Source organism: Novosphingobium sp. CF614, from assembly GCF_900113255.1.
Classification (GTDB): domain Bacteria; phylum Pseudomonadota; class Alphaproteobacteria; order Sphingomonadales; family Sphingomonadaceae; genus Novosphingobium.
This window is the reverse complement of sequence record NZ_FOOR01000005.1, coordinates 63,831-86,144: the sequence shown is the minus strand read 5'-3', so window position 1 is coordinate 86,144 and position 22,314 is coordinate 63,831. Positions and strand designations below refer to the sequence as shown.

The window sequence follows — 22,314 nt, the reverse complement described above, 5'->3', positions numbered from 1 at the left end:
GAAACGGAATTCGAAGGCTCCCGCGCTTCATGGTGCGGGGGCCTTTTTCCTGCGAAGATGAAAACAACGCCGTGACGATAGAGCCCGTCACCCTTGCCGACTACCGCTCCGACGCGCGGCTGCGCGAAAGCCTGCTGGCGCTCAACAATGCGCACGCCGTCGAACTGTCGTTCGCCGACGAAGCCCACATGGCGATGCTGGTGGAGCGGGCATTCCTCGCCGTGCGTGTCGGCCATGTCGATGCCCTGCTCCTTGCCTTCGACCAGGATGCCGCATACGACAGCCCCAACTTCCGGTGGTTCCGCGAGCGCTACGCCCGCTTCATCTATGTCGACCGTGTGGTGACGGCGCCCGCCGCCCGCGGCCGGGGTCTCGCCCGCGGGCTCTATGCCCAGCTGTTCGAGGCGATGCGCGCCGCCGGACACTCGCGCGTGGTCTGCGAGGTCAATCGCGATCCTCCCAACCCCGCTTCCGAAGCGTTCCACCATGCACTGGGCTTCGCGCCGGTGGGCCAGGCCCTGCTTGGCAACGGCAAGACAGTGACCTACCTGCAATGCATTGCTGCGCCCTCGACGTGATCCGCGCGCCGGTGCGCCCTATTGCACTGCAACATCAATTGCGTAATAGGTGACCATGCAAATGATGAAAAAAACCCTCGCGGAACTGGTCCGCGTCTATGATGCCGCCGTCGCCTGCCTGAAGAGTGACATTGCCGCTTTCGTCGCGCACGGCACCCTTCCCCCCCACGATCGGCGGGCCAACAGGCTCTGGACTTATCCCGAGCTGCGCATCACCTACCGCGGAAGGGAACGCGCCGCGATCGCCACGCGTGCTTTCGGCAGGCTGGAAAGCGCGGGAACCTATGTCACCACGGTGACCCGGCCGACGCTGTTCTCGGACTACCTCGCGGAGCAGTTGACCCTGCTCGAGGCGGAGTACGAAGTCGAATTCGAAGTCGCGCCTTCGGCCCAGGAAATTCCCTTCCCCTACGTGCTGGAAGGCGTCTCGGTCGGCGCCGTGACGCCGCAGGAACTGGCGGCGCATTTCCCGAGCACCGACCTTGCCATGATCGGCGACGAGATCGCGGACGGCGTGCATATGTTCGCCGAGGACGATCCATTGCCGCTCGCCCTGTTCGACGCCTTGCGCACCGATTTCAGCCTGGCGCGCCTGGCCCACTACACCGGCGCCAGCCCGGAGCACTGCCAGCGCTTCGTCCTGTTCACCAACTATCACCGCTATGTCGATGAATTCGTGGACTGGGCTGGCCGGCAGATCGGTTCGGACGGCTATGTCGCGCTGTCGGGCGCGGGCGGTCTCTACCTTGACGCACCGATCGACAACGCCCGCGCGCGGCTGTCGGACACGGCATGGCGGCGGCACCAGATGCCCGCCTACCACCTGATACGGGAAGACCGCTCGGGCGTTACCCTGGTCAACATCGGTGTCGGCCCGTCAAACGCCAAGACGATCACCGATCACTTGGCGGTGCTGCGCCCGGAGGCCTGGCTGATGATCGGCCATTGCGGCGGCCTGCGCGAAAGCCAGCGGATCGGCGACTATGTGCTCGCCCATGCCTATTTGCGCGACGATCACGTGCTCGATCCCGTCCTGCCGCCGGAGATTCCGCTACCCGCCATCGCCGAAGTGCAACAGGCGCTGGCGCAGGCGGCGGAGATGGTGAGCGGGGGCGGCGGCGCCAACCTCAAGAAGCGGATGCGCACCGGCACGATCGTCACCACCGACGACCGCAACTGGGAACTGCGCTACACCGCCTCGGCGAAGCGCTTCAGCCTCAGCCGCGCGATCGGCATCGACATGGAAAGCGCGACGATCAGCGCGCAAGGCTATCGCTTCCGCGTGCCCTACGGAACGCTGCTGTGCGTTTCCGACAAGCCCCTGCACGGGGAACTGAAGCTTCCCGGCCAGGCCAATCGCTTCTACGAGGAAGCCATCGCCAGCCATCTCAAGATCGGCCTGATAACCTGCGATCTCCTGCGGGCCGCAGGCGACCGGCTGCACAGCCGCAAGCTGCGCGCGTTCAACGAGCCGCCATTCAGGTGATAAATTCGTCTCCCTTGGTCATTGCGAAGCGCCGAAGGCGGTAGGCCGCAAGAGTTCCGATCAACGGACTTGGGCTCGGGCCTTTACTCCGACGCGTGCGGAAGAACGAACGAGAGCGAAGAGCGGTACTCCACCCGGTCGTACTTCGCCGGCCGGTCGGAGGGGCTGACATAGATGCCCATCAGGACATTGAGCCCCTGGTTGCGCAGAGTGATCGTGGCCGTGCCGTCGGCACCCGTCCTGACCGGGATTTCGTCCGGATCATTGATGTAGTCGGTCATGACCTGCACGCCCTCCATGGACTTGCCGTTGAACGAGGCCCGCACGGTGAGCGGCTTTCCCTTTTCCAGCGGTATCGGACCGACCGGAACGAGCTGAAGCACCAGCCCTTCGAGCAGTGGAACCTCCTTGGCCGGCAGCTTCTCGAAATGAAGGGCGTACTTCCAGGTATGCTCCGACACGGCGGCATTGGCGACTTCATCCTTGCCCTTGTTATGCCACCTGCCGCTCTTGTCCTTGGTCCAGTCGCCATAGTCCATGACCGCGGTGATCGCCGCTACCGGCTTGTCGCTGTCGACCACCGGGATCGCGCCCGCCGCACGCAGGGAGGTCTTGACCGGCCGCCAATCCTGATCGTAGCCCTTCACCAGGGTGACGAATTTCAGCCGGCTCACCGCATCGAGATCATCGGCGCCGACACCGAAGATCAGGGCCAGTTGCCTGGCGCGCTGGGCGAACCAGATCGCGTGCGCGCTGGCGGGAGCAATGGCTGTGAGGCCGACCATCAGAGCGGCGGCGGCAGCGGAGGCGAGCAGGAACGGCGAACGACGCGGCATATGTCTTCTCCTGGCGTTTTACCTGGTCGCAGCATGGGGCAAGGTTGCGCTAGATTTGCCCTTTCGAACATGTCTCGCCGGAAGAATGTCGCGAATAGCCGTCCGGGACGGCAGCAATGCGGCGCTGCGGCTGTCATCGACCAATCGCAAACCGATCGCCACCAAAGCAAAAGGCGGCGCTCGATGAGCGCCGCCTTCGCCTGGTCGATGGTCAGGGCAGGATCAGACCGTGGCGACCGCCTCGACCTTCTGAGTCGAACCCCGGTAGATCTCGTCGCTCGCTTCGCCGAGCGCCGCGTTGAATTCATCCTCGCTCATCTGCGCGCGCAGGTCTTCGAGGAGCGCACGGCTGAAACTGGCGATGATACCCTTGTTCTTGGCCAGTTCCACGCAGGCTTCGGGGCGCTTGTAGCCGCCCGACAGCGCCACCACGCGCAGCACCTTGGGGTGCGAGACAAGCGGGTCGAACGTGCCCGGCACGACCGGCAGCGAGAGCTTGAGCATGACCTGCTTGCCCTCGGGCAATTCATCGAGGTTCTTGAGGATCTCGGCCAGCAGGATCTTGTCGCACGCGGCGCGGGTCTCGCTCTTGATGTTCACTTCGGGCTCGATGATCGGCATCATGCCGTGGCCGAGCACTTGCAGGCCGACTTCGAACTGCTGCTTGACGACGGCGGCGATTCCCTCGGCATTGGCCGAGTTGATTACCGAACGTTCCTTGGTGCCGAACACGCCCAGCGCCTTCGAACGCTCCAGCAGGGCATCGAGGGTCGGCATCGGCTTCATCAGCTGCACGCCGTTGACCTCGTCCTCAAGGCCCTTGTCGATCTTGATGAAGGGAACCACGCCCTTGGCGATCAGCGCGGCGGGAGTCGGCACGCCGTCCACCTCGCCGTCCATCGTGCGCTCAAACAGGATCGCGCCAATGATCTTGTCACCGGTGAACGCAGGCGAAGAAATAATGCGGGCACGCATCTCGTGGATCAGGCCGAACATCTCCTCCTCGGTCGACCACGCCCCTTCCTCGATGCCGTAACCCTTGAGCGCCTTGGGGGTCGATCCTCCGCTCTGGTCCAGCGCGGCGATGAAGCCGTTACCTTCGGCCATCTTTGCCGTCATGTCCGAATACTGCATGGTTCTCCTCCTCGTTCGTTCGAAAACTTGATTCCGATGTTATCCACCGATTGCCGATTTCGCAACCGCAGCATGGCTCAATTCGCCAGGCTCCGATCGCGCGGCGCGAGGGCGCCGTTCGTTCTTGCCTGAAAGCCAGGCCCGCACGGGAACGTCGATCCAGCGCATGCAAAGCCACGCCAGCGCGATACAGCAGCCGAGATAGGCAAAAGCCATGAGCACGGGGTTGAACCCCAGATCATCCTTGAAATAGCGAAGCGGCTCCATCAGCGCCCAATGAACCGCATAGAGCGCATAGGACACCTCGCCGAGAAACCATGCGACCGGTGCCAGGAACCGAGGCGGCTCGCAGCGCGCACCGATCCATACCAGCAGCGGCGCAAGCACCATGGCGCAGACGAGATCGTAGTGCGCGGGCGGGATGGCGGGCAGGTCGAGCAGCAGCATCGCCGCGATCGCGGCCAGGCATGCGACGCCCAGCCAACCCGCCGGCCGCGAAGCCGGTTGCGGCAGGCGCGCGATGAGAACACCAGCGGTGAAGGAGAACGTCGTGCGCACCATCGAGGTATCCAGCTGGTGCCACACGGCGCCGAGATTGCCGCCCTCGTTCTCAAGCACGACCGGCGCGTACCACCAGCCCGCCGCCAGGCAAAGGGCCAGCAGGGCCAGCCTCGGCAGTCGGAACAGTACCAGGACCAGCCCCAGGTTCGCGATCAGTTCGAAGAACAGCGACCAGGCCGGGACATTGAACGGAAACAGCGTGTTCGTCACCGGCGAGGGCAGCATCAGCAGGTTGAACGGCAGGCTCGTGGCAATCTTTTCATAGCTGTAGATGTCGCCCTTGCCGGTATAGCGGTTGGAAACGGCCGAGAGCGTCGTGACCAGCAGGCCGACCAGGAACAGCGGGTAAAGGCGGATCACCCGCTGCTTCAGGAAGGCCCAGGTGCCCATTCCGTCTTGCCAGCGCGGCAGGTAGGCCCGGCAAAGCACGAAGCCGGAAAGCGCGAAGAAGAAGTCCACCGCGACATAGCCGTGCGGCGCCTGCGAGATGTTGTAATGAAACAGCGCGACGGCAAGCGCCGCGATCCCACGCATGCCGTCGAGCGTCACATAACGCCTTTGCCATGGTGGAATCGAGGCTTGACCTGGCACGCTGTATGTCCTCCCACCGCCGGCTGGGTTCGAGCGCCCGTCGCGGCTCAGGCGGAAAGCGCCGCTACGCCGGGCAGTTCCTTGCCTTCCATCCATTCAAGGAAGGCCCCGCCCGCAGTGGAGATATAAGAGAAATCTCCCGCGACTCCAGCATGGTTCAGCGCGGCGACGGTATCGCCCCCGCCCGCGACCGAAATCAAGGAACCTTCCACGGTGAGCGCGGCGGCGGTCTTGGCCAGCGCCACGGTCGCCGCATCGAACGGCACCGTCTCGAACGCTCCCAGCGGTCCGTTCCAGACGAGCGTGCGGCAGGTCTTGAGCACATCCGCGAGCGCCTCCACCGCCGAGGGGCCGACATCGAGGATCATCTCGTCAGCAGCGACTTCGTGGACGTTGCAGGTGCGCAAGCTGGGCGGATTGGCCGCGAATTCCTTGGAAACGACGACCTCGTAGGGCAAATGCACGGTGCAGCCCGACTTCTCGGCGGTCTCCAGGATTTCCGTCGCGGTGCCGGCCAGGTCATGCTCGCACAGCGACTTGCCGACATCGACTCCCTTGGCGGCAAGGAACGTGTTGGCCATGCCGCCGCCGATGATGAGATGATCGACCTGGGTTACGAGGTGCTTGAGTACGTCGAGCTTCGAAGAGACCTTGGCGCCGCCGACGATCGCCGCGACCGGCTTCTCGGGCTTGCCCAGCGCCTTGTCGAGCGCTTCGAGTTCGGCCTGCATCGAGCGCCCGGCATAGGCGGGCAGCACGTGCGCGAGGCCCTCGGTAGTGGCATGGGCCCGATGCGCGGCCGAGAATGCGTCGTTGACATAGAAATCGCCGTTGGCGGCGATCGCCTTCACCAGTTCGGGATCGTTCTTTTCCTCGCCCTTCCAGAAGCGCGTGTTCTCCAGGATGGCGATATCGCCCGCGCGCAGGATGCCGACCGCCTGGGCGACGATGTCCCCGGCGATCTCCGGCACGAACATCACTTCCTTCCCCAGCACCTTCTCGACCGCTCCGACCACCATCGACAGCGACTGGGTGGACCAACGTTCACCCTTGGGCCGGCCGAAGTGCGCGAGGAGCAGGACCTTTGCGCCTTTTTCGGCGAGTTCGAGAATGGTCGGCGCGGCGGCGCGGATGCGAGTCTCGTCGGTGACCGCGCCGTCCTGCATCGGCAGGTTCAGGTCCACGCGCACCAGCGCGACTTTGCCGGTCACGTCGCCAAGGTCATCCAGGGTCTTGAAAGCGCTCATCTCTCGATCCTTAATTCGTCGTCGTCGGCAATCCTGCCGTGGTTCGGAAGCTCAACCGGGCCTTGCTCGGACCTGCCTGCTGTTCGCGTCGAGCGAAGTCGAGGCACCCGCGCGCCGCGCCGACGTGTTTCGACTGCACTCGACACGAACGGGGAAAGGAATGCTTCAACCGCATCGCAACGACTTGGCGAGCGACCCCGTGGCCCTGACATACGACGCCGTGAAAGTCGCCTTCGACTTTCGCGGCGTCAATGACGGCGACGGGCTGCAAGTCCTTCATGACCGTGCCCGTCGCCGCGTTCACCTTCAGAGGAACTTCGCCATCACGCCCGCGGTATCGAGCATGCGGTTCGAGAAACCCCACTCGTTGTCGTACCAGGAAACGACGCGCACGAACTTGCCTTCCATAACCGTGGTTTCAAGGCTGTCGACGGTCGAGCTGGCCGGATAGTGATTGAAGTCCGAGGAGACCAGCGGCTGGTCGGTGTAAGCGAGAATGCCCTTGAGCGCGCCTTCCGAAGCCGCCTTGAGCGCGGCGTTGATCTCTTCCCTGGTGGTGTCGCGACCCGGCACGAAGCAGAGGTCGACCAGGCTGACATTCGGGGTCGGCACGCGGACCGACGAACCGTCCAGCTTGCCCTTCAGTTCCGGCAGCACCAGGCCGACCGCGCGCGCGGCGCCGGTGGTGGTGGGGATCATGTTGACGGCACCGGCGCGGGCGCGGCGCAAATCCGAGTGGATCTGGTCGAGCATGCGCTGGTCGTTGGTGTAGCTGTGGATCGTGGTCATGAAGCCGCGCTCGATGCCGACGGTGTCGTGGCAGACCTTGGCGAGCGGCGCGAGGCAGTTGGTGGTGCACGACGCGTTCGAGACGACGATGTGGTCGGCCGTGAGCGTCTCGTGATTGACGCCGTAGACGATCGTGTTGTCGACACCGTTGGCGGGGGCCGAGATCAGCACGCGCTTGGCGCCAGCGGTGAGGTGCGGTGCCGAGGCTTCCTTCGACTGGAAGAAGCCAGTGCATTCCAGCACGATGTCGATGCCCAGATCCTTGTGCGGCAGCTTGCCCGGATCCCGCTCGGCAGTGACGATGATGTCCTGGCCGTTGACGGTGATCTTGCCCTCACCCGCCTCGACGGTGCCGGGGAAACGGCCATGGGTGCTGTCATAGGCAAAGAGGAGCGCGTTCGACTTGGTATCGGCAAGGTCGTTGATCGAAACCAGTTCGAGGCCGCAATCGGGCCGCTCGAGAATGGCGCGGGCGACAAGCCGCCCGATACGTCCGAAACCGTTGATCGCAACCTTGGTCGCCATGTGAAATTCTCCTCCTTAGGCGCTGAGTTTATCCAGAATCCTGGGAACGATGGAATCGGCGGTGAAGCCGAAACGCGCGAACAGATCCTTGGCCGGGGCCGACGCGCCGAAGCGGTCCAGGCCGATATTGAGGCCACCGTCGCGGCTGACAGCGGTGTAGCGTTCCCAGCCCATGGTCGATCCCGCCTCGATCGAAACGCGCAGGATCGCGGGATCGTGCGGCAGGACTTCGTGCTTGTAGGCCTGGTCCTGGGCTTCGAACAGCTCCATGCACGGCATCGAGACGACATCGGCGCCGATGCCCTGGGTTTCCAGCGCATCGCGCACCTTGCAGGCGAGTTCCACCTCGGAACCGGTGGCGATGAGGATGACCTTGCGGTCCGCCTCGGCGCGGCGCAGCACATAGGCCCCGCGCGCCGAAAGCATCTCGCCCGACTTGCGCAGCTGCGGCAGGTTCTGGCGGGTCAGCGCCAGGACCGAAGGGGTATCCCGCGATTGCAGCGCCAGGTTCCAGCACTCGGCAGTCTCGATCACGTCGCATGGACGGAAGACGTTGAGGTTCGGGATCAGGCGCAGGCTCATGACCTGTTCGATTGGCTGATGCGTCGGGCCGTCTTCGCCAAGACCGATGGAATCGTGCGTGAAAACGTAGATCGCACGGGTTTGCTGCAAGGCAGAAAGGCGCACGGCGTTGCGGCAGTAGTCCGAGAAGATCAGGAAAGTGCCGCCATAGGGAATGACACCGCCGTGCAGCGCCATGCCGTTCATTGCCGCGGCCATGCCGAATTCGCGAATGCCGTAATAGACGTAGCGGCCCGAATAGTCGGCAGCCGTGAACGGCGCCTGGCACTTGGCCTTGGTGTTGTTGGAGCCGGTGAGGTCGGCCGAGCCGCCCACCATCTCCGGCACCAGCGGCGCCAGCACGTTGAGCACGTTTTCCGAGGCCTTGCGGGTGGCGACGGTGGAGTCCCCCTCAAGCCAGCCCTGGAAGGTCTTGCCGGCTTCCTCGCCGTCCGGCAGGTCGCCAGCCATGCGGCGGCTGAATTCGGCGCCTTGCCCGTTCGCGGCATGACGCGCTTCCCACGCGGCGCGGGCGCTGGCGCCCACTTCGCCCAGCGAGCGCCAGTCGGCGAGAATCTCCGCCGGAATCTCGAAGGGAGCCGAGCTCCAGCCCAGGTATTCGCGTGCGGCGGCGATCTCGTCGGCCCCCAGCGGCGAGCCATGGACGTCGTGGCTGCCCTGCTTGCCGGGCGCCCCTTTGCCGATCACCGTTCGGCAGGCGACCAGGCTCGGCTTGTCGGAGGCGGCGGCTTCGCCCAGCGCGCGCTCGATATCGGCGAAGTCATGCCCGTCGCACGAGAACACGTCCCATCCCACCGCGCGGTAACGCGCGGGGATATCCTCGCTGGTCGAAAGCGAGGTATCCCCGTCGATGGTGATCTTGTTGTCGTCCCACAGGACCTTGAGGCGGCCCAGCTTGAGGTTGCCGGCAAGGCCGATCGCCTCATGATTGATGCCTTCCATCAGACATCCGTCACCGGCGATCACCCAGGTCCGGTGATCGACGAGTCCATCACCGAAGGCGGCATTGAGATGACGCTCCGCCATCGCCATGCCGACCGCCATCGCCAGGCCCTGTCCCAGCGGGCCGGTGGTGCATTCGACGCCGGGAATCAGGAAATTCTCCGGATGCCCCGCGCAGACCGAGCCGAGCTGGCGGAAATTGCGGATGTCATCCAGCGTCGGGCTTTCATACCCGGTCAGATACAGCAGCGAATAGATCAGCATCGAACCGTGGCCGGCGGACAGCACGAAGCGGTCGCGATCGGGCCACTGCGGCGCGGCGGGATCGAACTTGAGGAACTTGGAGAAGAGAACCGTGGCGACATCGGCCATGCCCATCGGCATGCCGGGATGGCCGCTATTGGCTGCCTGAACCGCGTCCATCGACAGCGCCCGGATGGCATTGGCCATCGGCGCGAGACGGTCGGGGGCAAGGATCATCGGGTGGCTCCGGATACGGAAATTTTCGGGAACGATTCGGAATTTGCGACCCCCTTTAGGGAGAGGCGGCCTCCCGTCAAGTTCAGCGCCGGATTTCACGCTTGCCACCAGGTTCATCGCCGCGCCGGCCACAATGCGGCGCGCTGCCGGGCCATCAGCCGGGCCGCAAGTTCGCAGGACTGTGAACAACCCGTGTCAAATACTTGCATCGGGAGGATAATACGATAGCCATGACGGGATGGAAGAGGCATCGATCGTGCACGCGGTTGAAAGGATCGAAGCCGCCCTTGCGCGGATCGAGACGCATGCCGCGATCACCTCCCGGAAATCGGCGGACCTGCAAGGCCGGCACGAACAGCTCAAGGCCTGCGTCGCCCGATCCCTGGAAGAACTGGACGGCCTGATCGCCGGCCCGCCCGCATGAGCAACGTCACGCTTTCGATCGGTGGCCGCAGCTTCACCGTCGCCTGCGCGGATGGAGAGGAAGCGCATGTCAGCAAGCTGGGCCGGTTGATCGACGAAAAGGTCGTGGCGGCGGGCAACGCCGGCCAGACCGAAACGCGCATGCTTCTGTTCGCCTCGCTGCTGCTTGCCGACCAAATCCACGACCTGCAGGGCGATGCCGCCTCTACCGCGCTGCCCGCCGGGATCGCCGAACGCCTGGGGCAGATTGCCGGACGGATCGAAAATCTTGCGGCACGGCTTGAGAGCGGCACTGCGAGCGCCTAGATAGGAAATGACGGGTTCTGCCCGGCACGAGCCGTTCGAACATCCCTGAGGCTATAAGCAATCCAAGGGGGCTGTCCCTGGTTGGACCCTGGTCCGGCACATATGGTCCCCACCTGACGTTGAGGCGTCAGAGGATTTCTAGGAAAACGACCCACGGTGGACCCGTCACCCCCCCTTTCCGCCGTCGATGAGAAAGCCGTGCTGCGCCCGGCCTATCGCAAGGCCCGCGCGGCTCACGTCGCCGGCCTGCCCGAAGGGCTGCGCGCGCTGGTGCTCAACCGCCCGCCGGCGCCGATCGCCGCGATGATACCCGAAGGCGCGACGATCGGCCTGTATCACCCGACCGGGACGGAAGCCCCCGCCACAGGCTGGGCGCGCTGGTTCGCCGAACATGGCCGCGGGATCGCCCTGCCCTGGTTCGCGGCGCGCGATGCCGCCATGGAATTCCGGACCTGGGACAATCCCTGGGACGAAGAACAGCTCGCGCCTGGCCCCTGGCACGCGCTACAGCCGCCCGAAGGTGACGGACCGGTCGTCCCCGAAGTGGTGGTGGTGCCGCTGCTGGCCTTCACCGCCGCCGGACACCGGCTCGGCCAGGGCGGTGGCCACTACGACCGCTGGCTGGCCGCGCATCCTCGGGTGCCCGCGATCGGGCTTGCGTGGGACTGCCAGATAGCCGAGGGACTGCCGCTGGAACCGCACGACCGGCCATTGGTCGCGGTGGTGACGCCGACGCGAATCTACGAAGGACAACCGTGACATGCGCGAAGCCCCGACATGGCGGATACCGATCGGCGTCCTCGCCCTGGTCCTGGTCCTGGCGCTCTACGGGATCGCCATCGCCAGCTTGCTGCCGCCGCTGATCGGCGCGTGGAATGCCCTGGCGCAGACCCCGGTCTATGTCGTGCTCGGCGTGGTCTGGATACTGCCCTTGCGGCGCTTCCTGATCTGGATGGAAACCGGACGCTGGGGATGACGAGGAAAAGGCGCGAGGCCACTTCCTGAGAAGTGGCGCGAGTGACGGGGCTCGAACCCGCGACCTCCGGCGTGACAGGCCGGCACTCTAACCAACTGAGCTACACCCGCGCGGCAATGAAAAAGGCCGGGAAAACCCGACCTCTTCTGACACCGGTTTCCCGGAAAATTCCCAAGTGGCGCGAGTGACGGGGCTCGAACCCGCGACCTCCGGCGTGACAGGCCGGCACTCTAACCAACTGAGCTACACCCGCGTACTTTGCGGTGCGTCCGCTTGGGAGCCGCGCCACTAAGCCAGCCTCGGGGGCCTGTCAACCGCCTTGCCGGGACTGATCCGAAATTTTGCCGCCACCGATACCGGGTCGAGCGCGGTCAACGGGCGTTAACCATATCTTGGCGACTGAAAGCATAGGAACCCGTCCGTCCACGGAGGACTTTCGGGAGAATATCGTTGCAATCGCGCCGCCAGATCCTTTCCATCGCCGCGTTTCTGGGCACCGTTCTCACCGCCCCCGCCCAGGCGTGGGGAGCCCCTGCCGTCGCGACCGACAGCGCCGTCTACGTCGAGCGGATCGCGTCCGATGCCAGCCACCGTCTCGAGCCGGCCAGCCAGCTCCTGCGCGGAGACCGCGTGGTCACGGTCGTCAGATGGTACGCCATCGGTGGCGAGCGCGGCTTCGTGATCGTCAATCCGCTTCCCGCCGCGCTCGCCTACCAGGAAAGCGCCAGCGACACGCAGGAAGTCTCGGTCGATGGCGGCCGCTCCTGGGGATGCCTGGAAGACTTGCGCATCGGCAATCGCCGCGCCGCGCCCGAAGACGTGACTCACGTGCGCTGGAGAATTCCCGCCGCCAGCGCCGCGCGCGGCCGAGGCCAGATCGCCTACAGCGGGATCGTGCGCTAAGCGGGGCGGGACCGCCAGAGCCGACACACCAAGGGCGTTCAGGCCGCCGCCAGCGCCTCGGCAAGTTGCCGGCGAATGTCCACAAGCTTGCGGCGAATATCTTCGCCGACCCCCACGGCTTTCGCCGACGGATGCCCGGCTTCGTTCACCGTGGACACCGGCTCGTCCTTGACGGCTTTCTCCGCGATGGCCTTGCGGGCCCCGCGCAGCGTATAACCTTCGCGGTGCACCAGCTGGTCGATCTCGACGATCAGCGCAATGTCCCGCGCGCGGTAGTATCGGCGGCCGCCGCTGCGCTTGACGGGCCGCAGCGCGGGGAATTGTTCTTCCCAATAGCGCAGGACGTGCTGACGGATATCGAGCGCGCGGCTCACTTCGCCGATCGTGCGCAAGGCTTCGGGATCCTTCCCGTCATCGAAGCCGGCGTCACCGAAACCGGTGCTATCGAAACCGATGCCATCAATTCCGGGAATGATACGCGGTCCTTCCATCGTGCCTCCAGCTTTCAGTTTCTGGCGATGCGATCCTTGAGCATGTGGCTGGCACGGAAGGTCAGGACGCGGCGCGGCGTGATCGGCACTTCCACCCCGGTCTTGGGATTACGGCCGATCCGCTCTCCCTTGTCACGCAGCAGGAAGGTGCCGAAGCCCGAAATCTTGACGTTTTCGCCATTGGCCAGGGCCGCGCACATGTGCTGGAGGATCGCCTCCACCATGGCTAGCGACTCCGTCCGCGACACCCCCAGTTTCCTGTGGATAGCCTCGGCGATTTCCGCCCTCGTCAATGTGTCCGTGGAGCGCATCAAGCCCGCATTCCCCTTCGTGCGCCAACCCTAGCGCGATCATATGAAAAAGCAGGGAAAAAGCAATGCTGCGTGCGATAATACACGCAATCGATCACGGTGGCAGCGAATCAGACCCGAATCAGGCACGCACCCCAGGTGAAGCCGCCGCCCATCGCTTCCAGCATGACAAGATCGCCCTGGACTATCCGTCCGTCGCGAACCGCCTGATCCAGCGCCAGCGGAACCGATGCCGCCGAGGTATTGGCGTGCTGGCCAACGGTCATCACGACCTTTTCCGTGGGCAGGCCGAGTTTCTTCGCGGTCGCATCCAGGATCCGGGCATTCGCCTGATGCGGCACCAGCCAGTCTATGTCGCTGGTGGATAGTCCTGTTTCCTCAAGGACTTCCTTGAGAACCTCGGCCAGATTGACAACCGCGTGGCGGAAGACTTCGGGGCCCTTCATGCGCAGCTTGCCGACCGTGCCGGTGGTCGAAGGACCACCGTCCACATAGAGCAGCTGGTTATGCGCCCCATCGGCATGGAGGCGGGTGGCCAGGATGCCGCGCGGCTTTTCCCCGTCCTCTTCCCGCGCCTCGACGACGACCGCTCCAGCCCCGTCGCCGAACAGCACGCAAGTGGTGCGGTCGTCCCAATCCAGGATGCGGCTGAAGGTCTCCGAACCGATCACCAGCGCGCGCCGTGCCATGCCGGTGCGCAGCATCGAATCGGCAATGCCCAGCGCATAGAGAAACCCCGAGCAGACCGCCGCGACGTCGAAGGCGATTCCGCCCCGGCAACCCAGGTTGTTCTGGACGATGGTGGCGGTGGCAGGAAAGGTCTGGTCCGGCGTAGCGGTGGCGAGCACGATCAGGTCGATCGACGCGGCCTCTATGCCCGCCGCCTCGATCGCCTTCCACGCGGCCTCGGTGGCAAGGCTCGCCGTCGTTTCATCGGGCGCGGCGATATAGCGGTTGGAAATGCCGGTACGTCCGACGATCCACTCGTCGCTGGTGTCGACGCGCTCGGCAAGCTCGGCATTGCTCACGGCCTGGCGCGGAAGCGCGGAACCGGTGCCAATCAGGACCGAACGAAGCATCAGGCGCGCTCTTCCTGCGTTCGCGGCATGCGCCAGGTTTCCCCGCCCACCCGGGCGAGGTCGGCAGAGATGCGCTCGGTCACGTTTTCCTCCAGAAGCCGCGCGGTCACCGCCACGGCATTGGCCACGCCCGCCGCGCTGGCGCCGCCGTGGCTCTTCACGACAATCCCGTTGAGGCCCAGAAAGACCGCGCCGTTGTGATTGTTGGGATCGAGATGATGCCTGAGCAGCTCGGTCGCCGGCTTCGAGATCAGGAAACCGATCTTGGAGCGCAGCGAACTCTGGAAGCCCCGGCGCAGCAGGTCGGCAACGAAGCGAGCGGTCCCTTCGACCGCCTTGAGCGCGATATTGCCCGAAAAGCCGTCGGTCACGACAACGTCGATATCGCCGCGACAGACTTTGTCCGCCTCGGTGAAGCCATCGAACGAGATTGACAGGTCGCCGGAGGCCGCCTTCAGCGTCGCCGCCGCGTCGCGCAGCAGATCGGTGCCCTTGATCTCCTCGGTGCCGATGTTGAGCAGCCGCACGCGCGGCCGATCGCGCCCGGTCGCCACCCGCGCATAAGCCGCGCCCATGATCGCGAACTGGACCAGGTTGCGGCTGTCGCACTCGGTATTGGCGCCAAGGTCGAGCATGATGACGTCGTTGTCGCCCAGCGTCGGCAGCAGCGCGGCGAGCGCCGGCCGGTCGATGCCCGGCATGGTGCGCAGCGTCAGCTTGGCGATCGCCATGAGCGCGCCGGTATTGCCCGCGCTCACGGCAGCGCCGGCATCGCCTTTCTTGACCGCCTCGATCGCCCTGCCCATCGAGGTGCCCTTGGCCCGGCGCAGGGCCTGGCTCGGCTTTTCCTCGCCGCTGATGACATCGTTGGTATGCAGGATTTCGGAGGAGGCCCGCAGGTTCGGGTGATTCTCCAGCGCCGCCTTGATGCGCGCCTCATCGCCCACCAACAGGAATTTGAAGCGGTCATGCCGACGGCGCGCCAGCGCGGCGCCCTCGATCATGACGCGCACGCCCTCGTCGCCGCCCATCGCGTCAACGGCGATACGCGGCAAGCTCATGGGCTTTCTCCGAAACTTGTCTGAGGTCTCAGATTTCGACCGCGACAATCTCGCGACCGTTGTAATGGCCGCAAGCGTTGCAGAGGTTATGCGGGCGCTTCAGTTCACCACAGTTCGGGCACTCGTGGAACGCTTCAACCTTGAGCGCATCATGGCTGCGGCGCATGCCCCGGCGGGACGGGCTCGTTTTTCTCTTAGGGACAGCCATTTCGGCACCTGTTCCTGGAAATGCGTTTATGTCAAAAACGCCGCCGATGACCGGACGGACACGGCGGCTTGCGAAGGCGCGCCTATACCCGATTTCTGACGAGTTGCAACCCGTTCCTCCCTGCCCCAATGAACACCCTCACCACAGCAGGGAACGACGCGATGATTCTGCAAACGACACTGAGCCTTGCCGCCGCCGCCGGGATAATCAACCTCTGGCTTGCGATCCGGACGGGCAGGATACGGTACATCGCGAAAGTCCCGCATGGCGACGGCGGCAACGCACTGCTGTTGCAGCGCATGCGCGCGCAGGCCAATTTCGTCGAGAACACGCCCTTCGTGCTGATCCTGATCGCCGCGATCGAAATGACCGGCAAGGGCGGGACATGGCTGGCACTGGTCGGCTCGGTCTATATGCTGGCGCGCGTGAGCCATGCCTTCGGGATGGACAAACCGGAAGCGAATCCCCCGCGTGCGATCGGCTTCATGGTGACCGCGCTGACCCTGCTGGGGCTTTCGACGATTGCCGTGCTGATCGCGCTGGGGCGATTCTAAAGCATCGAGCCCCAAATCTCCTCCGTACCCCCGCCCATCCCGAGCCAGTCGAAGGACGAGCGAAGCTTGATTCGGATTTCGGGTTCTTCGCCCTAATAGGGCAGGCCCTGGCTGAGCGCCGCGTCGCTGACGAAAGGATTGCTGCGGCGCTCATCCCCGAACGTGCTGATCGGGCCGTGGCCCGGCGCGAACGTCACGTCATCGCCCAGCGGCCAGAGCTTCGTGGTGATCGAATTCACCAGATCCTCCAGATTTCCGCGCGGAAAGTCCCAGCGACCGATACCGCCCTGGAACAGCACGTCGCCCACCATCGCGAACCTGCTGGGGGCATGATGGAACACGACGTGTCCGGGCGTGTGACCGGGACAGTGCAGGACGTCGATCTCAAGCTCCCCGACAGTCACCTTGTCGCCTTCCTCCAGCCAGCGGTCGGGCTCGAACCTGTGCGCTTCCATGTTCCAGCGCGGGCCATCGTCGTCGAGCTGGGCAATCCAGAAGCGGTCCTCTTCCTGCGGTCCCTCGATCGGCACGCCCATGTCCTTGGCCAAGACGCCGGCCAGCCCGCAGTGATCGAGGTGGCCGTGCGTGACCAGAATCTTCTCCAGCGTCACGCCGGTCTTCGCCAGCGCCTGCTTCAACTTGGGCAGATCGCCGCCGGGGTCCACCAAGGCGCCCCGCATGGTCCGGGTGCACCATAGCAGCGAGCAATTCTGCTGGAGCGGCGTGACAGGAATGATGCCGACGCGCATCGGCTGGATTTCTTCGGTCATGTTCCGCGAAATGGCGGCACTACGCCGCGAATGCAACCGCCTCCCGCCAGGGTACGGGCCGCCTCAGATTCGGCCGCCCTTCCAGACCACCCGGCCGATCACCCGCACGTCCTCGGGCCGGCACTCGATGGGCCGATAGGCGGGATTGTCGCTCAGCAGGACGACCAGTCCGGGCCGGCTGGTGTCGATCCGCTTGACCAGCAGGTTGTCCTCCAGACTCACCACGTGGATTCCGTCCCGCAAGGCGCGGGGCGTGCGATCCACCAGGATCTCGTCTCCATCGCGCAAGGTCGGCTCCATCGAATCGCCGGTCACGGCGATGGCCGAGAGCATATCCGCCTGCAGCCCCATGGCGCGCAGCCAGCGCGCCGAGAACCGGATCGTGCCCAGCACTTCCTCCCCGCCGGGCGAGGCGCCGGAGCCGGCCGAAGCACCGATCGTCAGGCGCGGAACATCGAACCATTCGGATAGGACAGCGAGAACCGAATCGTTAAGGTAATTTTCCTTTACCTTTCCAAGCTCGCATTCCTCGACGCCGAAGAACCGGGCCAGCATGCCGCGGTCCTCCTCTTCCAGCTTGCGAGGGCTTCCCTTGCGAACGAACTGCTGGAGATAGCTGGCATTCTTGCCGATCATGCGAGACAGCGCGGCAAGGCTCACGCGGCGCTCGTCAGCCAGGACGAGCAATCGCTGTCGAACATCGGCGGTTTCCATATTGTAATCCATATACGAAGGAAATTTCCTAGACAAGTTGGATTTCCGTTGGAACATAAAGTGAACATATTCCGCAATCCAACGGAGGACCAGCAAAGATGCTCCTGCGCCACATCGAGCGCTTCCTGCGCCAGACCAACATGCCCTGGACCAAGTTCGGCCGCCTCGCCGCGCGCGATCCGCGATTCGTCGCCGACTTGCGCAACGGCCGCACCCCGCGTGCCGGCACGGCCAAGCGAGTCGAAGCCTTCATGAACGCCTATCTGGCCAGCGAATCGGAGAACAGCCATGCACATTGACCACCCGATGATCCGCCGCACCGAGCGGCGCGACCCATGGCCGCGGTTGCTGTCCGAAGTGCTGACCCTCGCCGGGCCGCGAGCCGAACTCGTGCGCCACACCGAACGCGCGTGGTCGAGCGTGACGTTCTCCGGCACGCGCCACACTATCGCGCTGGCATTCGCCGAGGTCGAGGCAATCGCGCAAGGCGAAGCCTATCTGGCCGCCCTGCCCGAGCACGAATTCACGATCCCCGCCCACCTCGTCGCCGATGCCGCCGTGGTCGCCGTCGAGCATGAGACCATCCCCTGCCCGCGCATGATCGTCGAGGCCGAGTTGTTGCTGCTCGATGGGGCCTAATAACCCCGATCGAGATCGACTCGATGCTCGAGCGGTTCGCCGGCCGCGTACCGGCGCAGGTTGCCCAGGAAGCGGGCCGATCCCCGCGCGAACAGGGCATCCTGCGCACGGCCGGAGAGATGCATGGAAATATGCACGTTCTCGCGTGCCCACAGCGGATGGCCGGCCGGCAGCGGTTCGGGATCGGTCACGTCCAGAAACGCCCCGCCCAGATGCCCGGAATCGATCGCGGCCAGCAGGGCATCCTGATCGAGCACGCTCCCGCGCGCGAAGTTCATCACGTTCGCCCCGGGCTTCATCGCCGCGAACTCGGCCTCGCCGAACATGCGTGCCGTCTCGGATGTCGAAGGAACAACGATGATGACCCAATCGAAGCGGCCGAGCACGGCGCGCCAATCGTCCCGGCCGAGGTCACCCGGCCCCGGATGCCGCCGCACGCCCGTGACCTCGGCCCCAAACACCTGCAGGAACCGCGCGATTCGTCCGCCGATCTCACCGGCACCCACCACCAACACCCGCGCGCCGAGCAGTTCGCGCTTTCCCGGCGACTCCATGAGCCATTCGCGGCGATCCTGCGCGCGCACCACCGCGCGCCAGCCCTTGGCCATCGTCAGCATGCCCATCACCGCGTATTCCGCCACGGCCTGGGCGTGCATGCCGGAGCCGTTGGTAAGCATGACACCGCGCCTGCGGAACAGGTCCAGCGGCAGCCAGTCCACCCCGGCGGACATCGTATTGTACCATCGGAGCCCCGCCATCCGCGCGATGGCTTCGGCGGCCAGCGGCGGCTCGATCATGTCGAGCCAGGCGATCTCCGCGCGCGGGGCCAGTGCCAGCAACTGTTCCCGGCCGGAAAACCACAGCGGCTCGATCGCATTCGGCAGTTCGGCCTTGAGACAGGGCTTGGCCTGCTCGTTGATGAGGGCAGGGATCAGGGCGAGGCTCCGTATGCTTGATCGCGTGCAACGCGGCGTTGCAAGGGCGCGTGATTCCAGTGCTAGCGGCTCACCCGTGATCGCCCAAATTCTTCGCGAGATAGCGCGTCGCCATCGGCGGTTCGTGCAGACATTCGGAGAAACGAAAGCCGCGTACCGTCAAGGGGGCAACGCCTGCCGCGCCCCGGTGGCAAGGATTCATCAAAACCACATCCGCCTCCGGCAGCACGCGCGAACGGACGCTGGCAAGCAGCGAATAGCCCGACAGAAGCCAGTCCGCCAGGAACCGTCGGGCAAGCTCCTCGTCATCGGGCGCACGTTCGGGCACGGCCTCCACATCGGTCCAGCCGAGTACGAGATCATCGGGTTCCGATCTGTCGAGCGGACGGTAGCGCAATGCGACAAGCACAGCGAGCCCTGCCTCACTGGCCAGGCTGACCACCGGATGTCCGGGCGGCGTGTAGCGTGTGCCGTGCGTGATCGCGCCGCGTCCATCCAACGCGACGAACGGCATCCGGGTAAGCCGCCAAAGCTTCACCCCAGCTTCCATTCCCAGCGCAGCGGATCGCCGTCCATCACTTCCACGCCTTTCCCGGCGAGTTCGTCGCGCAGGGCGTCGGAAGCAGCGAAGTCCTTTTCGGCGCGGGCCTGTACGCGGCGGGCGAGGACTTCCTCGATCTCGGCATCGGTGATCGTCGCGGACTTGGGACGGATGCGCAGGTCGGCGCGAACCAGGGCGAAAAGGTTCAGTCCAAGCACCGCATCCATCTGCGCGAGGACGGCGAGCTTTTCGCGGGGATCGACTTTCTTGGCCGCCACCACCTCCTCCATCACCGTCAGAGCGACGGGCGTGTTGAGATCCTCGGAAATGGCCCTGTCGAAGCGTTCAAGAAATGACCCAAGCTTTCCGCCGGGGGCACGCTGACCTTGGCCCAATCCGTCGGCCTGCCGGCTCAACTCGGCATCCACGCCGTCATGGGCCTTCAGGTTTTCCGTAGCCATCACCAGCCGCTTCAATCGCACCAGCGCCGCACCCAGGCCCTCCCAGGAGAACTCCAGCTCGCTGCGATAATGCGCCTGCAGGCACATCATGCGGTAGGCGAGCGGGTGGTAGCCCTTGTCGACAAGCAGTTGCAGCCGCAGGAACTCTCCGGACGACTTGCTCATCTTGCCAGAGCGTTCGACCAGGAAATTGTTGTGCATCCAGACCTTGGCACCCGAATTTGCGGGTACGTCGAGGCCGTTGGTGCAGCAGAAGGCCTGATTCTGCGCGATCTCGTTGGGATGGTGGATCTCGCGGTGATCGATGCCGCCGGTATGGATGTCGAACGGGAAGCCCAGCAGGTCCCCGGACATGACCGAGCATTCCAGATGCCAACCCGGCGCGCCCCGGCCCCAGGGCGAATCCCATTCCATCTGCCGCTTCTCGCCCGGCGGAGTCTTGCGCCAGATGGCGAAGTCGGCGGCATTGCGTTTGCCTTCCACCGCTTCGATGCGACCTTCCCCGTCCTCCGTCACGGCCCTGGCCAGCCGGCCATAGTCCGCGACGGTCGACACGTCGAAATAGAGGCCGCCGTCGAGTTCGTAGCAATGCTTGCCGGCGATTGCCTTCGCAAATTCGATCATCTGCGGCACGTACTTTGTCGCCACCGACCATTCGGCCGGCTGGCGGATATTGAGCGCCGCGATGTCCGCCCAGTAAGCCTGGGTATAGTGCTGCGCGATATCCCAGATGGACTGCGCCTGCGCCTGCGCCATCTTCTCCATCTTGTCCTCGCCCGCGTCGGCATCGTCGGTCAGGTGGCCGACATCGGTGATGTTGATGACGTGGGTAAGCCGATAGCCCTTGAAGCTCAGCGTGCGCCCCAGCACATCGGCAAAGACATAAGCGCGCATATTGCCGATGTGCGGATAATTGTAGACCGTAGGCCCGCAAGTATAGACCCGCGCCTCGCCGGGATGGACAGGCTGGAACGGCTCAAGCCGGCGAGTGAGGCTGTTGAACAGGGTAAGAGGATGCGCGTCGGTCATGGGCACGCGGCATTAGGCGCGGCGGGGCAAAGGTCAAGCTGAGGGCAGTAGGAAACATCCCGATACCCTCAGCAATAAGATCAATGCGGGATTGCCGCCGCATCGACCGTAGCAGCGGCAGCGCTTGAAACGGGCGTTGTCCCAGGAGTGGATGCATTCATTGCCTGCCTAACGAAAATTTCCTTTTCGATAAGCTCAAACGCATCCTTATATACGGTCGGATCGTTAACCGGTGTCTCATCGCTGTACGACTTGCGGCTCTTCGCCGCAGACATCACGAAACTTAGACGAACTCTTCCAATAGTCGGCCCTCGTTGCTCGACGAAAGCCGATACCATAGGCACGTTCTTCTTCTGACCCAAACCCCAAAAAATGTTGTACGTCAGCTTGCCTTTTGCTGACCCAACGCCAGAAATAAATCCTGAGACCTTGTCAGCCTCGGTGATACGGTAACCCGAATCCTGCAGAACCGAGACTATCGCTGGAAACAGCACATCCATGGTAGCTTCGTAATCGCGCGCCTGAATCTGCTGCAATGCCAGTCCTGTCGGCGCCTCTTCCTTGGCTTGGATCGGTGCAGCGCCAAAACTCGCCAAGACAAGGCTCAGCGCTATCAGTTTCATCTTCATGTGCCCCCACTGCCGCAATGCGGTCGTCTAGAAAGAACTGCTCCGGCTCTTGAAATCACTGACACGCTTGTCCGGATTAAATTTGATTATGAGAGTCATACTGCGCTGGGTCTGGGAAGACCGGCTCTTTGACGAACCGAACCCAAACCCTCCACCACCTCCCACGCCGTCGCCCCCCGCGCCCAGCAGCATGCCAATTGAAAATCCACTGGAACCGTTGGAGGAAACGGTAGCCTGCCGATCGTAAACCCAGACTTCCTGTCCCTGCGCATCCAAGGTCGTGATGTTCGGAGCCCCGAACGCTTCAAGCACTTCCGTCTGAGTAGTAGTGCCGACGCGCAGGGTCATCTGCACCATCCCCTGCGTCAGCGTGTTGGGCTGATCGGCCTCCTGGCTCTTCGCGGAAAGGGAACTAGCGCACGCCAGCGTGACCAGAAACGCTATTCTCCTCATACACCCCCACCCTTCGACAACAATTCCATATAAATAGCGTTCCGCAAAGTCGGTCAAGTCCGGACAATCAGTTAAAATAT

General features: G+C 64.3%; 29 protein-coding genes and 2 tRNA genes. 11 read left to right on the top strand and 20 right to left on the bottom strand.

Translation table 11 applies throughout. The annotated features are described in order from the left end of the window. The first annotated feature begins 71 nt into the window (after positions 1 to 71). On the top strand, positions 72 to 578 hold the full coding sequence (locus BM052_RS07845) for a GNAT family N-acetyltransferase (protein ID WP_255406025.1): 507 nt from the start codon (positions 72 to 74) through the stop codon (positions 576 to 578). A 55-nt stretch (positions 579 to 633) separates the two neighbouring features. Next, the gene (locus tag BM052_RS07840; protein WP_091145234.1) at positions 634 to 2,064 is read left to right on the top strand and encodes an AMP nucleosidase; all 1,431 of its coding nucleotides are present in this window, start codon (positions 634 to 636) and stop codon (positions 2,062 to 2,064) included. Between the two features lie 83 nt (positions 2,065 to 2,147). Here BM052_RS07840 and BM052_RS07835 read toward each other — a convergent pair whose 3' ends face one another. The 6 genes from BM052_RS07835 to tkt form a co-directional block, all read right to left on the bottom strand. Further along, positions 2,148 to 2,900, bottom strand: coding sequence for a DUF4198 domain-containing protein (locus tag BM052_RS07835; protein WP_091145232.1), 753 nt, complete (start codon positions 2,898 to 2,900; stop codon positions 2,148 to 2,150). 222 nt (positions 2,901 to 3,122) lie between these two features. Then, positions 3,123 to 4,034, bottom strand: a complete 912-nt coding sequence (locus BM052_RS07830) for a fructose bisphosphate aldolase (RefSeq protein ID WP_091145230.1) — start codon at positions 4,032 to 4,034, stop codon at positions 3,123 to 3,125. Between the two features lie 39 nt (positions 4,035 to 4,073). After that, positions 4,074 to 5,186 carry an acyltransferase family protein gene (locus BM052_RS07825; RefSeq protein ID WP_255406024.1) on the bottom strand — a complete coding sequence of 371 codons (1,113 nt, stop codon included), beginning with the start codon at positions 5,184 to 5,186 and terminating at the stop codon, positions 4,074 to 4,076. Positions 5,187 to 5,233: 47 nt separating this feature from the next. Further along, on the bottom strand, positions 5,234 to 6,433 hold the full coding sequence (gene pgk, locus BM052_RS07820; RefSeq protein WP_091145227.1) for a phosphoglycerate kinase: 1,200 nt from the start codon (positions 6,431 to 6,433) through the stop codon (positions 5,234 to 5,236). Between the two features lie 306 nt (positions 6,434 to 6,739). After that, on the bottom strand, positions 6,740 to 7,747 hold the full coding sequence (gene gap, locus BM052_RS07810) for a type I glyceraldehyde-3-phosphate dehydrogenase (RefSeq protein WP_091145223.1): 1,008 nt from the start codon (positions 7,745 to 7,747) through the stop codon (positions 6,740 to 6,742). A gap of 15 nt (positions 7,748 to 7,762) precedes the next feature. Further along, positions 7,763 to 9,751, bottom strand: a complete 1,989-nt coding sequence (gene tkt, locus BM052_RS07805) for a transketolase (RefSeq protein ID WP_091145221.1) — start codon at positions 9,749 to 9,751, stop codon at positions 7,763 to 7,765. 256 nt (positions 9,752 to 10,007) lie between these two features. On the opposite strand from tkt, the gene BM052_RS07800 reads away from it, so the two are divergent. The 4 genes from BM052_RS07800 to BM052_RS07785 all read left to right on the top strand — a co-directional run bounded on the left by BM052_RS07800 (position 10,008) and on the right by BM052_RS07785 (position 11,456). Further along, positions 10,008 to 10,175, top strand: coding sequence for a hypothetical protein (locus BM052_RS07800; protein ID WP_177198377.1), 168 nt, complete (start codon positions 10,008 to 10,010; stop codon positions 10,173 to 10,175). Beyond that, the gene (locus tag BM052_RS07795; RefSeq protein ID WP_091145217.1) at positions 10,172 to 10,480 is read left to right on the top strand and encodes a cell division protein ZapA; all 309 of its coding nucleotides are present in this window, start codon (positions 10,172 to 10,174) and stop codon (positions 10,478 to 10,480) included. The genes BM052_RS07800 and BM052_RS07795 overlap by 4 nt, the downstream gene beginning before the upstream one ends. 156 nt (positions 10,481 to 10,636) lie before the next feature. Beyond that, the gene (locus BM052_RS07790; protein ID WP_255406023.1) at positions 10,637 to 11,239 is read left to right on the top strand and encodes a 5-formyltetrahydrofolate cyclo-ligase; all 603 of its coding nucleotides are present in this window, start codon (positions 10,637 to 10,639) and stop codon (positions 11,237 to 11,239) included. Position 11,240: 1 nt separating this feature from the next. Continuing rightward, positions 11,241 to 11,456 (top strand): DUF2842 domain-containing protein, encoded by a 216-nt coding sequence (locus tag BM052_RS07785; RefSeq protein WP_091145214.1) that lies wholly within the window; start codon positions 11,241 to 11,243, stop codon positions 11,454 to 11,456. A 33-nt stretch (positions 11,457 to 11,489) separates the two neighbouring features. Here BM052_RS07785 and BM052_RS07780 read toward each other — a convergent pair. Further along, positions 11,490 to 11,566: transfer RNA gene (locus tag BM052_RS07780), tRNA-Asp, on the bottom strand. A 66-nt stretch (positions 11,567 to 11,632) separates the two neighbouring features. Continuing rightward, positions 11,633 to 11,709: transfer RNA gene (locus BM052_RS07775), tRNA-Asp, on the bottom strand. A gap of 197 nt (positions 11,710 to 11,906) precedes the next feature. On the opposite strand from BM052_RS07775, the gene BM052_RS07770 reads away from it, so the two are divergent. After that, the gene (locus BM052_RS07770) at positions 11,907 to 12,359 is read left to right on the top strand and encodes a hypothetical protein (protein WP_255406022.1); all 453 of its coding nucleotides are present in this window, start codon (positions 11,907 to 11,909) and stop codon (positions 12,357 to 12,359) included. Positions 12,360 to 12,397: 38 nt separating this feature from the next. On the opposite strand, the gene BM052_RS07765 is transcribed toward BM052_RS07770, so the two are convergent. Next, positions 12,398 to 12,850 carry a MerR family transcriptional regulator gene (locus tag BM052_RS07765; protein WP_091145212.1) on the bottom strand — a complete coding sequence of 151 codons (453 nt, stop codon included), beginning with the start codon at positions 12,848 to 12,850 and terminating at the stop codon, positions 12,398 to 12,400. Between the two features lie 14 nt (positions 12,851 to 12,864). Further along, on the bottom strand, positions 12,865 to 13,098 hold the full coding sequence (locus BM052_RS07760; RefSeq protein ID WP_255406021.1) for an integration host factor subunit alpha: 234 nt from the start codon (positions 13,096 to 13,098) through the stop codon (positions 12,865 to 12,867). Here BM052_RS07760 and BM052_RS20235 point away from each other — a divergent pair. Continuing rightward, positions 13,073 to 13,195: a hypothetical protein gene (locus tag BM052_RS20235; RefSeq protein ID WP_255406039.1), complete on the top strand. Its 123-nt coding sequence runs from the start codon at positions 13,073 to 13,075 to the stop codon at positions 13,193 to 13,195. The two genes, BM052_RS07760 and BM052_RS20235, sit on opposite strands and share 26 nt — an antisense overlap. 76 nt (positions 13,196 to 13,271) lie before the next feature. On the opposite strand, the gene BM052_RS07755 is transcribed toward BM052_RS20235, so the two are convergent. Genes BM052_RS07755 through rpmF form a run of 3 tightly spaced genes read right to left on the bottom strand, consistent with a single transcriptional unit; the run spans position 13,272 to position 15,509 of the window. Beyond that, the gene (locus BM052_RS07755) at positions 13,272 to 14,240 is read right to left on the bottom strand and encodes a beta-ketoacyl-ACP synthase III (RefSeq protein WP_177198376.1); all 969 of its coding nucleotides are present in this window, start codon (positions 14,238 to 14,240) and stop codon (positions 13,272 to 13,274) included. After that, on the bottom strand, positions 14,240 to 15,301 hold the full coding sequence (gene plsX, locus BM052_RS07750) for a phosphate acyltransferase PlsX (RefSeq protein WP_091145210.1): 1,062 nt from the start codon (positions 15,299 to 15,301) through the stop codon (positions 14,240 to 14,242). The genes BM052_RS07755 and plsX overlap by 1 nt, the downstream gene beginning before the upstream one ends. 28 nt (positions 15,302 to 15,329) lie before the next feature. Further along, positions 15,330 to 15,509: a 50S ribosomal protein L32 gene (rpmF, locus tag BM052_RS07745; RefSeq protein WP_091145207.1), complete on the bottom strand. Its 180-nt coding sequence runs from the start codon at positions 15,507 to 15,509 to the stop codon at positions 15,330 to 15,332. Between the two features lie 161 nt (positions 15,510 to 15,670). Here rpmF and BM052_RS07740 point away from each other — a divergent pair, with 161 nt between their 5' ends. Next, positions 15,671 to 16,063: an MAPEG family protein gene (locus BM052_RS07740; RefSeq protein ID WP_091145565.1), complete on the top strand. Its 393-nt coding sequence runs from the start codon at positions 15,671 to 15,673 to the stop codon at positions 16,061 to 16,063. A gap of 92 nt (positions 16,064 to 16,155) precedes the next feature. Here BM052_RS07740 and BM052_RS07735 read toward each other — a convergent pair whose 3' ends face one another. Together BM052_RS07735 and BM052_RS07730 are read right to left on the bottom strand one after the other, a co-directional pair. Continuing rightward, a complete protein-coding gene (locus BM052_RS07735; RefSeq protein WP_091145205.1) occupies positions 16,156 to 16,833 on the bottom strand; it encodes an MBL fold metallo-hydrolase in 678 nt (225 codons plus the stop codon). Positions 16,834 to 16,896: 63 nt separating this feature from the next. Beyond that, positions 16,897 to 17,547 carry a S24 family peptidase gene (locus BM052_RS07730; RefSeq protein WP_091145564.1) on the bottom strand — a complete coding sequence of 217 codons (651 nt, stop codon included), beginning with the start codon at positions 17,545 to 17,547 and terminating at the stop codon, positions 16,897 to 16,899. A gap of 98 nt (positions 17,548 to 17,645) precedes the next feature. Between BM052_RS07730 and BM052_RS07725 the strand changes: the two genes are divergently transcribed. Both BM052_RS07725 and BM052_RS07720 read left to right on the top strand, forming a co-directional pair. Continuing rightward, the gene (locus BM052_RS07725; protein ID WP_091145202.1) at positions 17,646 to 17,846 is read left to right on the top strand and encodes a hypothetical protein; all 201 of its coding nucleotides are present in this window, start codon (positions 17,646 to 17,648) and stop codon (positions 17,844 to 17,846) included. Beyond that, complete coding sequence (locus tag BM052_RS07720) at positions 17,836 to 18,186, top strand: hypothetical protein (RefSeq protein ID WP_255406020.1); 351 nt, start codon at positions 17,836 to 17,838, stop codon at positions 18,184 to 18,186. The genes BM052_RS07725 and BM052_RS07720 overlap by 11 nt, the downstream gene beginning before the upstream one ends. Here the strand turns inward: BM052_RS07720 and BM052_RS07715 are convergent. The 5 genes from BM052_RS07715 to BM052_RS07695 all read right to left on the bottom strand — a co-directional run bounded on the left by BM052_RS07715 (position 18,183) and on the right by BM052_RS07695 (position 22,291). After that, a complete protein-coding gene (locus BM052_RS07715; RefSeq protein WP_369821511.1) occupies positions 18,183 to 19,049 on the bottom strand; it encodes a D-2-hydroxyacid dehydrogenase in 867 nt (288 codons plus the stop codon). The genes BM052_RS07720 and BM052_RS07715 overlap by 4 nt on opposite strands. 142 nt (positions 19,050 to 19,191) lie before the next feature. Further along, positions 19,192 to 19,659: an RES family NAD+ phosphorylase gene (locus BM052_RS07710; protein WP_143084775.1), complete on the bottom strand. Its 468-nt coding sequence runs from the start codon at positions 19,657 to 19,659 to the stop codon at positions 19,192 to 19,194. Then, positions 19,656 to 21,152, bottom strand: a complete 1,497-nt coding sequence (gene cysS / locus BM052_RS07705) for a cysteine--tRNA ligase (RefSeq protein ID WP_091145195.1) — start codon at positions 21,150 to 21,152, stop codon at positions 19,656 to 19,658. The genes BM052_RS07710 and cysS overlap by 4 nt, the downstream gene beginning before the upstream one ends. A gap of 80 nt (positions 21,153 to 21,232) precedes the next feature. Beyond that, positions 21,233 to 21,781 carry a hypothetical protein gene (locus tag BM052_RS07700; RefSeq protein ID WP_091145193.1) on the bottom strand — a complete coding sequence of 183 codons (549 nt, stop codon included), beginning with the start codon at positions 21,779 to 21,781 and terminating at the stop codon, positions 21,233 to 21,235. Positions 21,782 to 21,808: 27 nt separating this feature from the next. Beyond that, positions 21,809 to 22,291 (bottom strand): hypothetical protein, encoded by a 483-nt coding sequence (locus BM052_RS07695; protein WP_255406019.1) that lies wholly within the window; start codon positions 22,289 to 22,291, stop codon positions 21,809 to 21,811. Between the last annotated feature and the right edge of the window lie 23 nt (positions 22,292 to 22,314).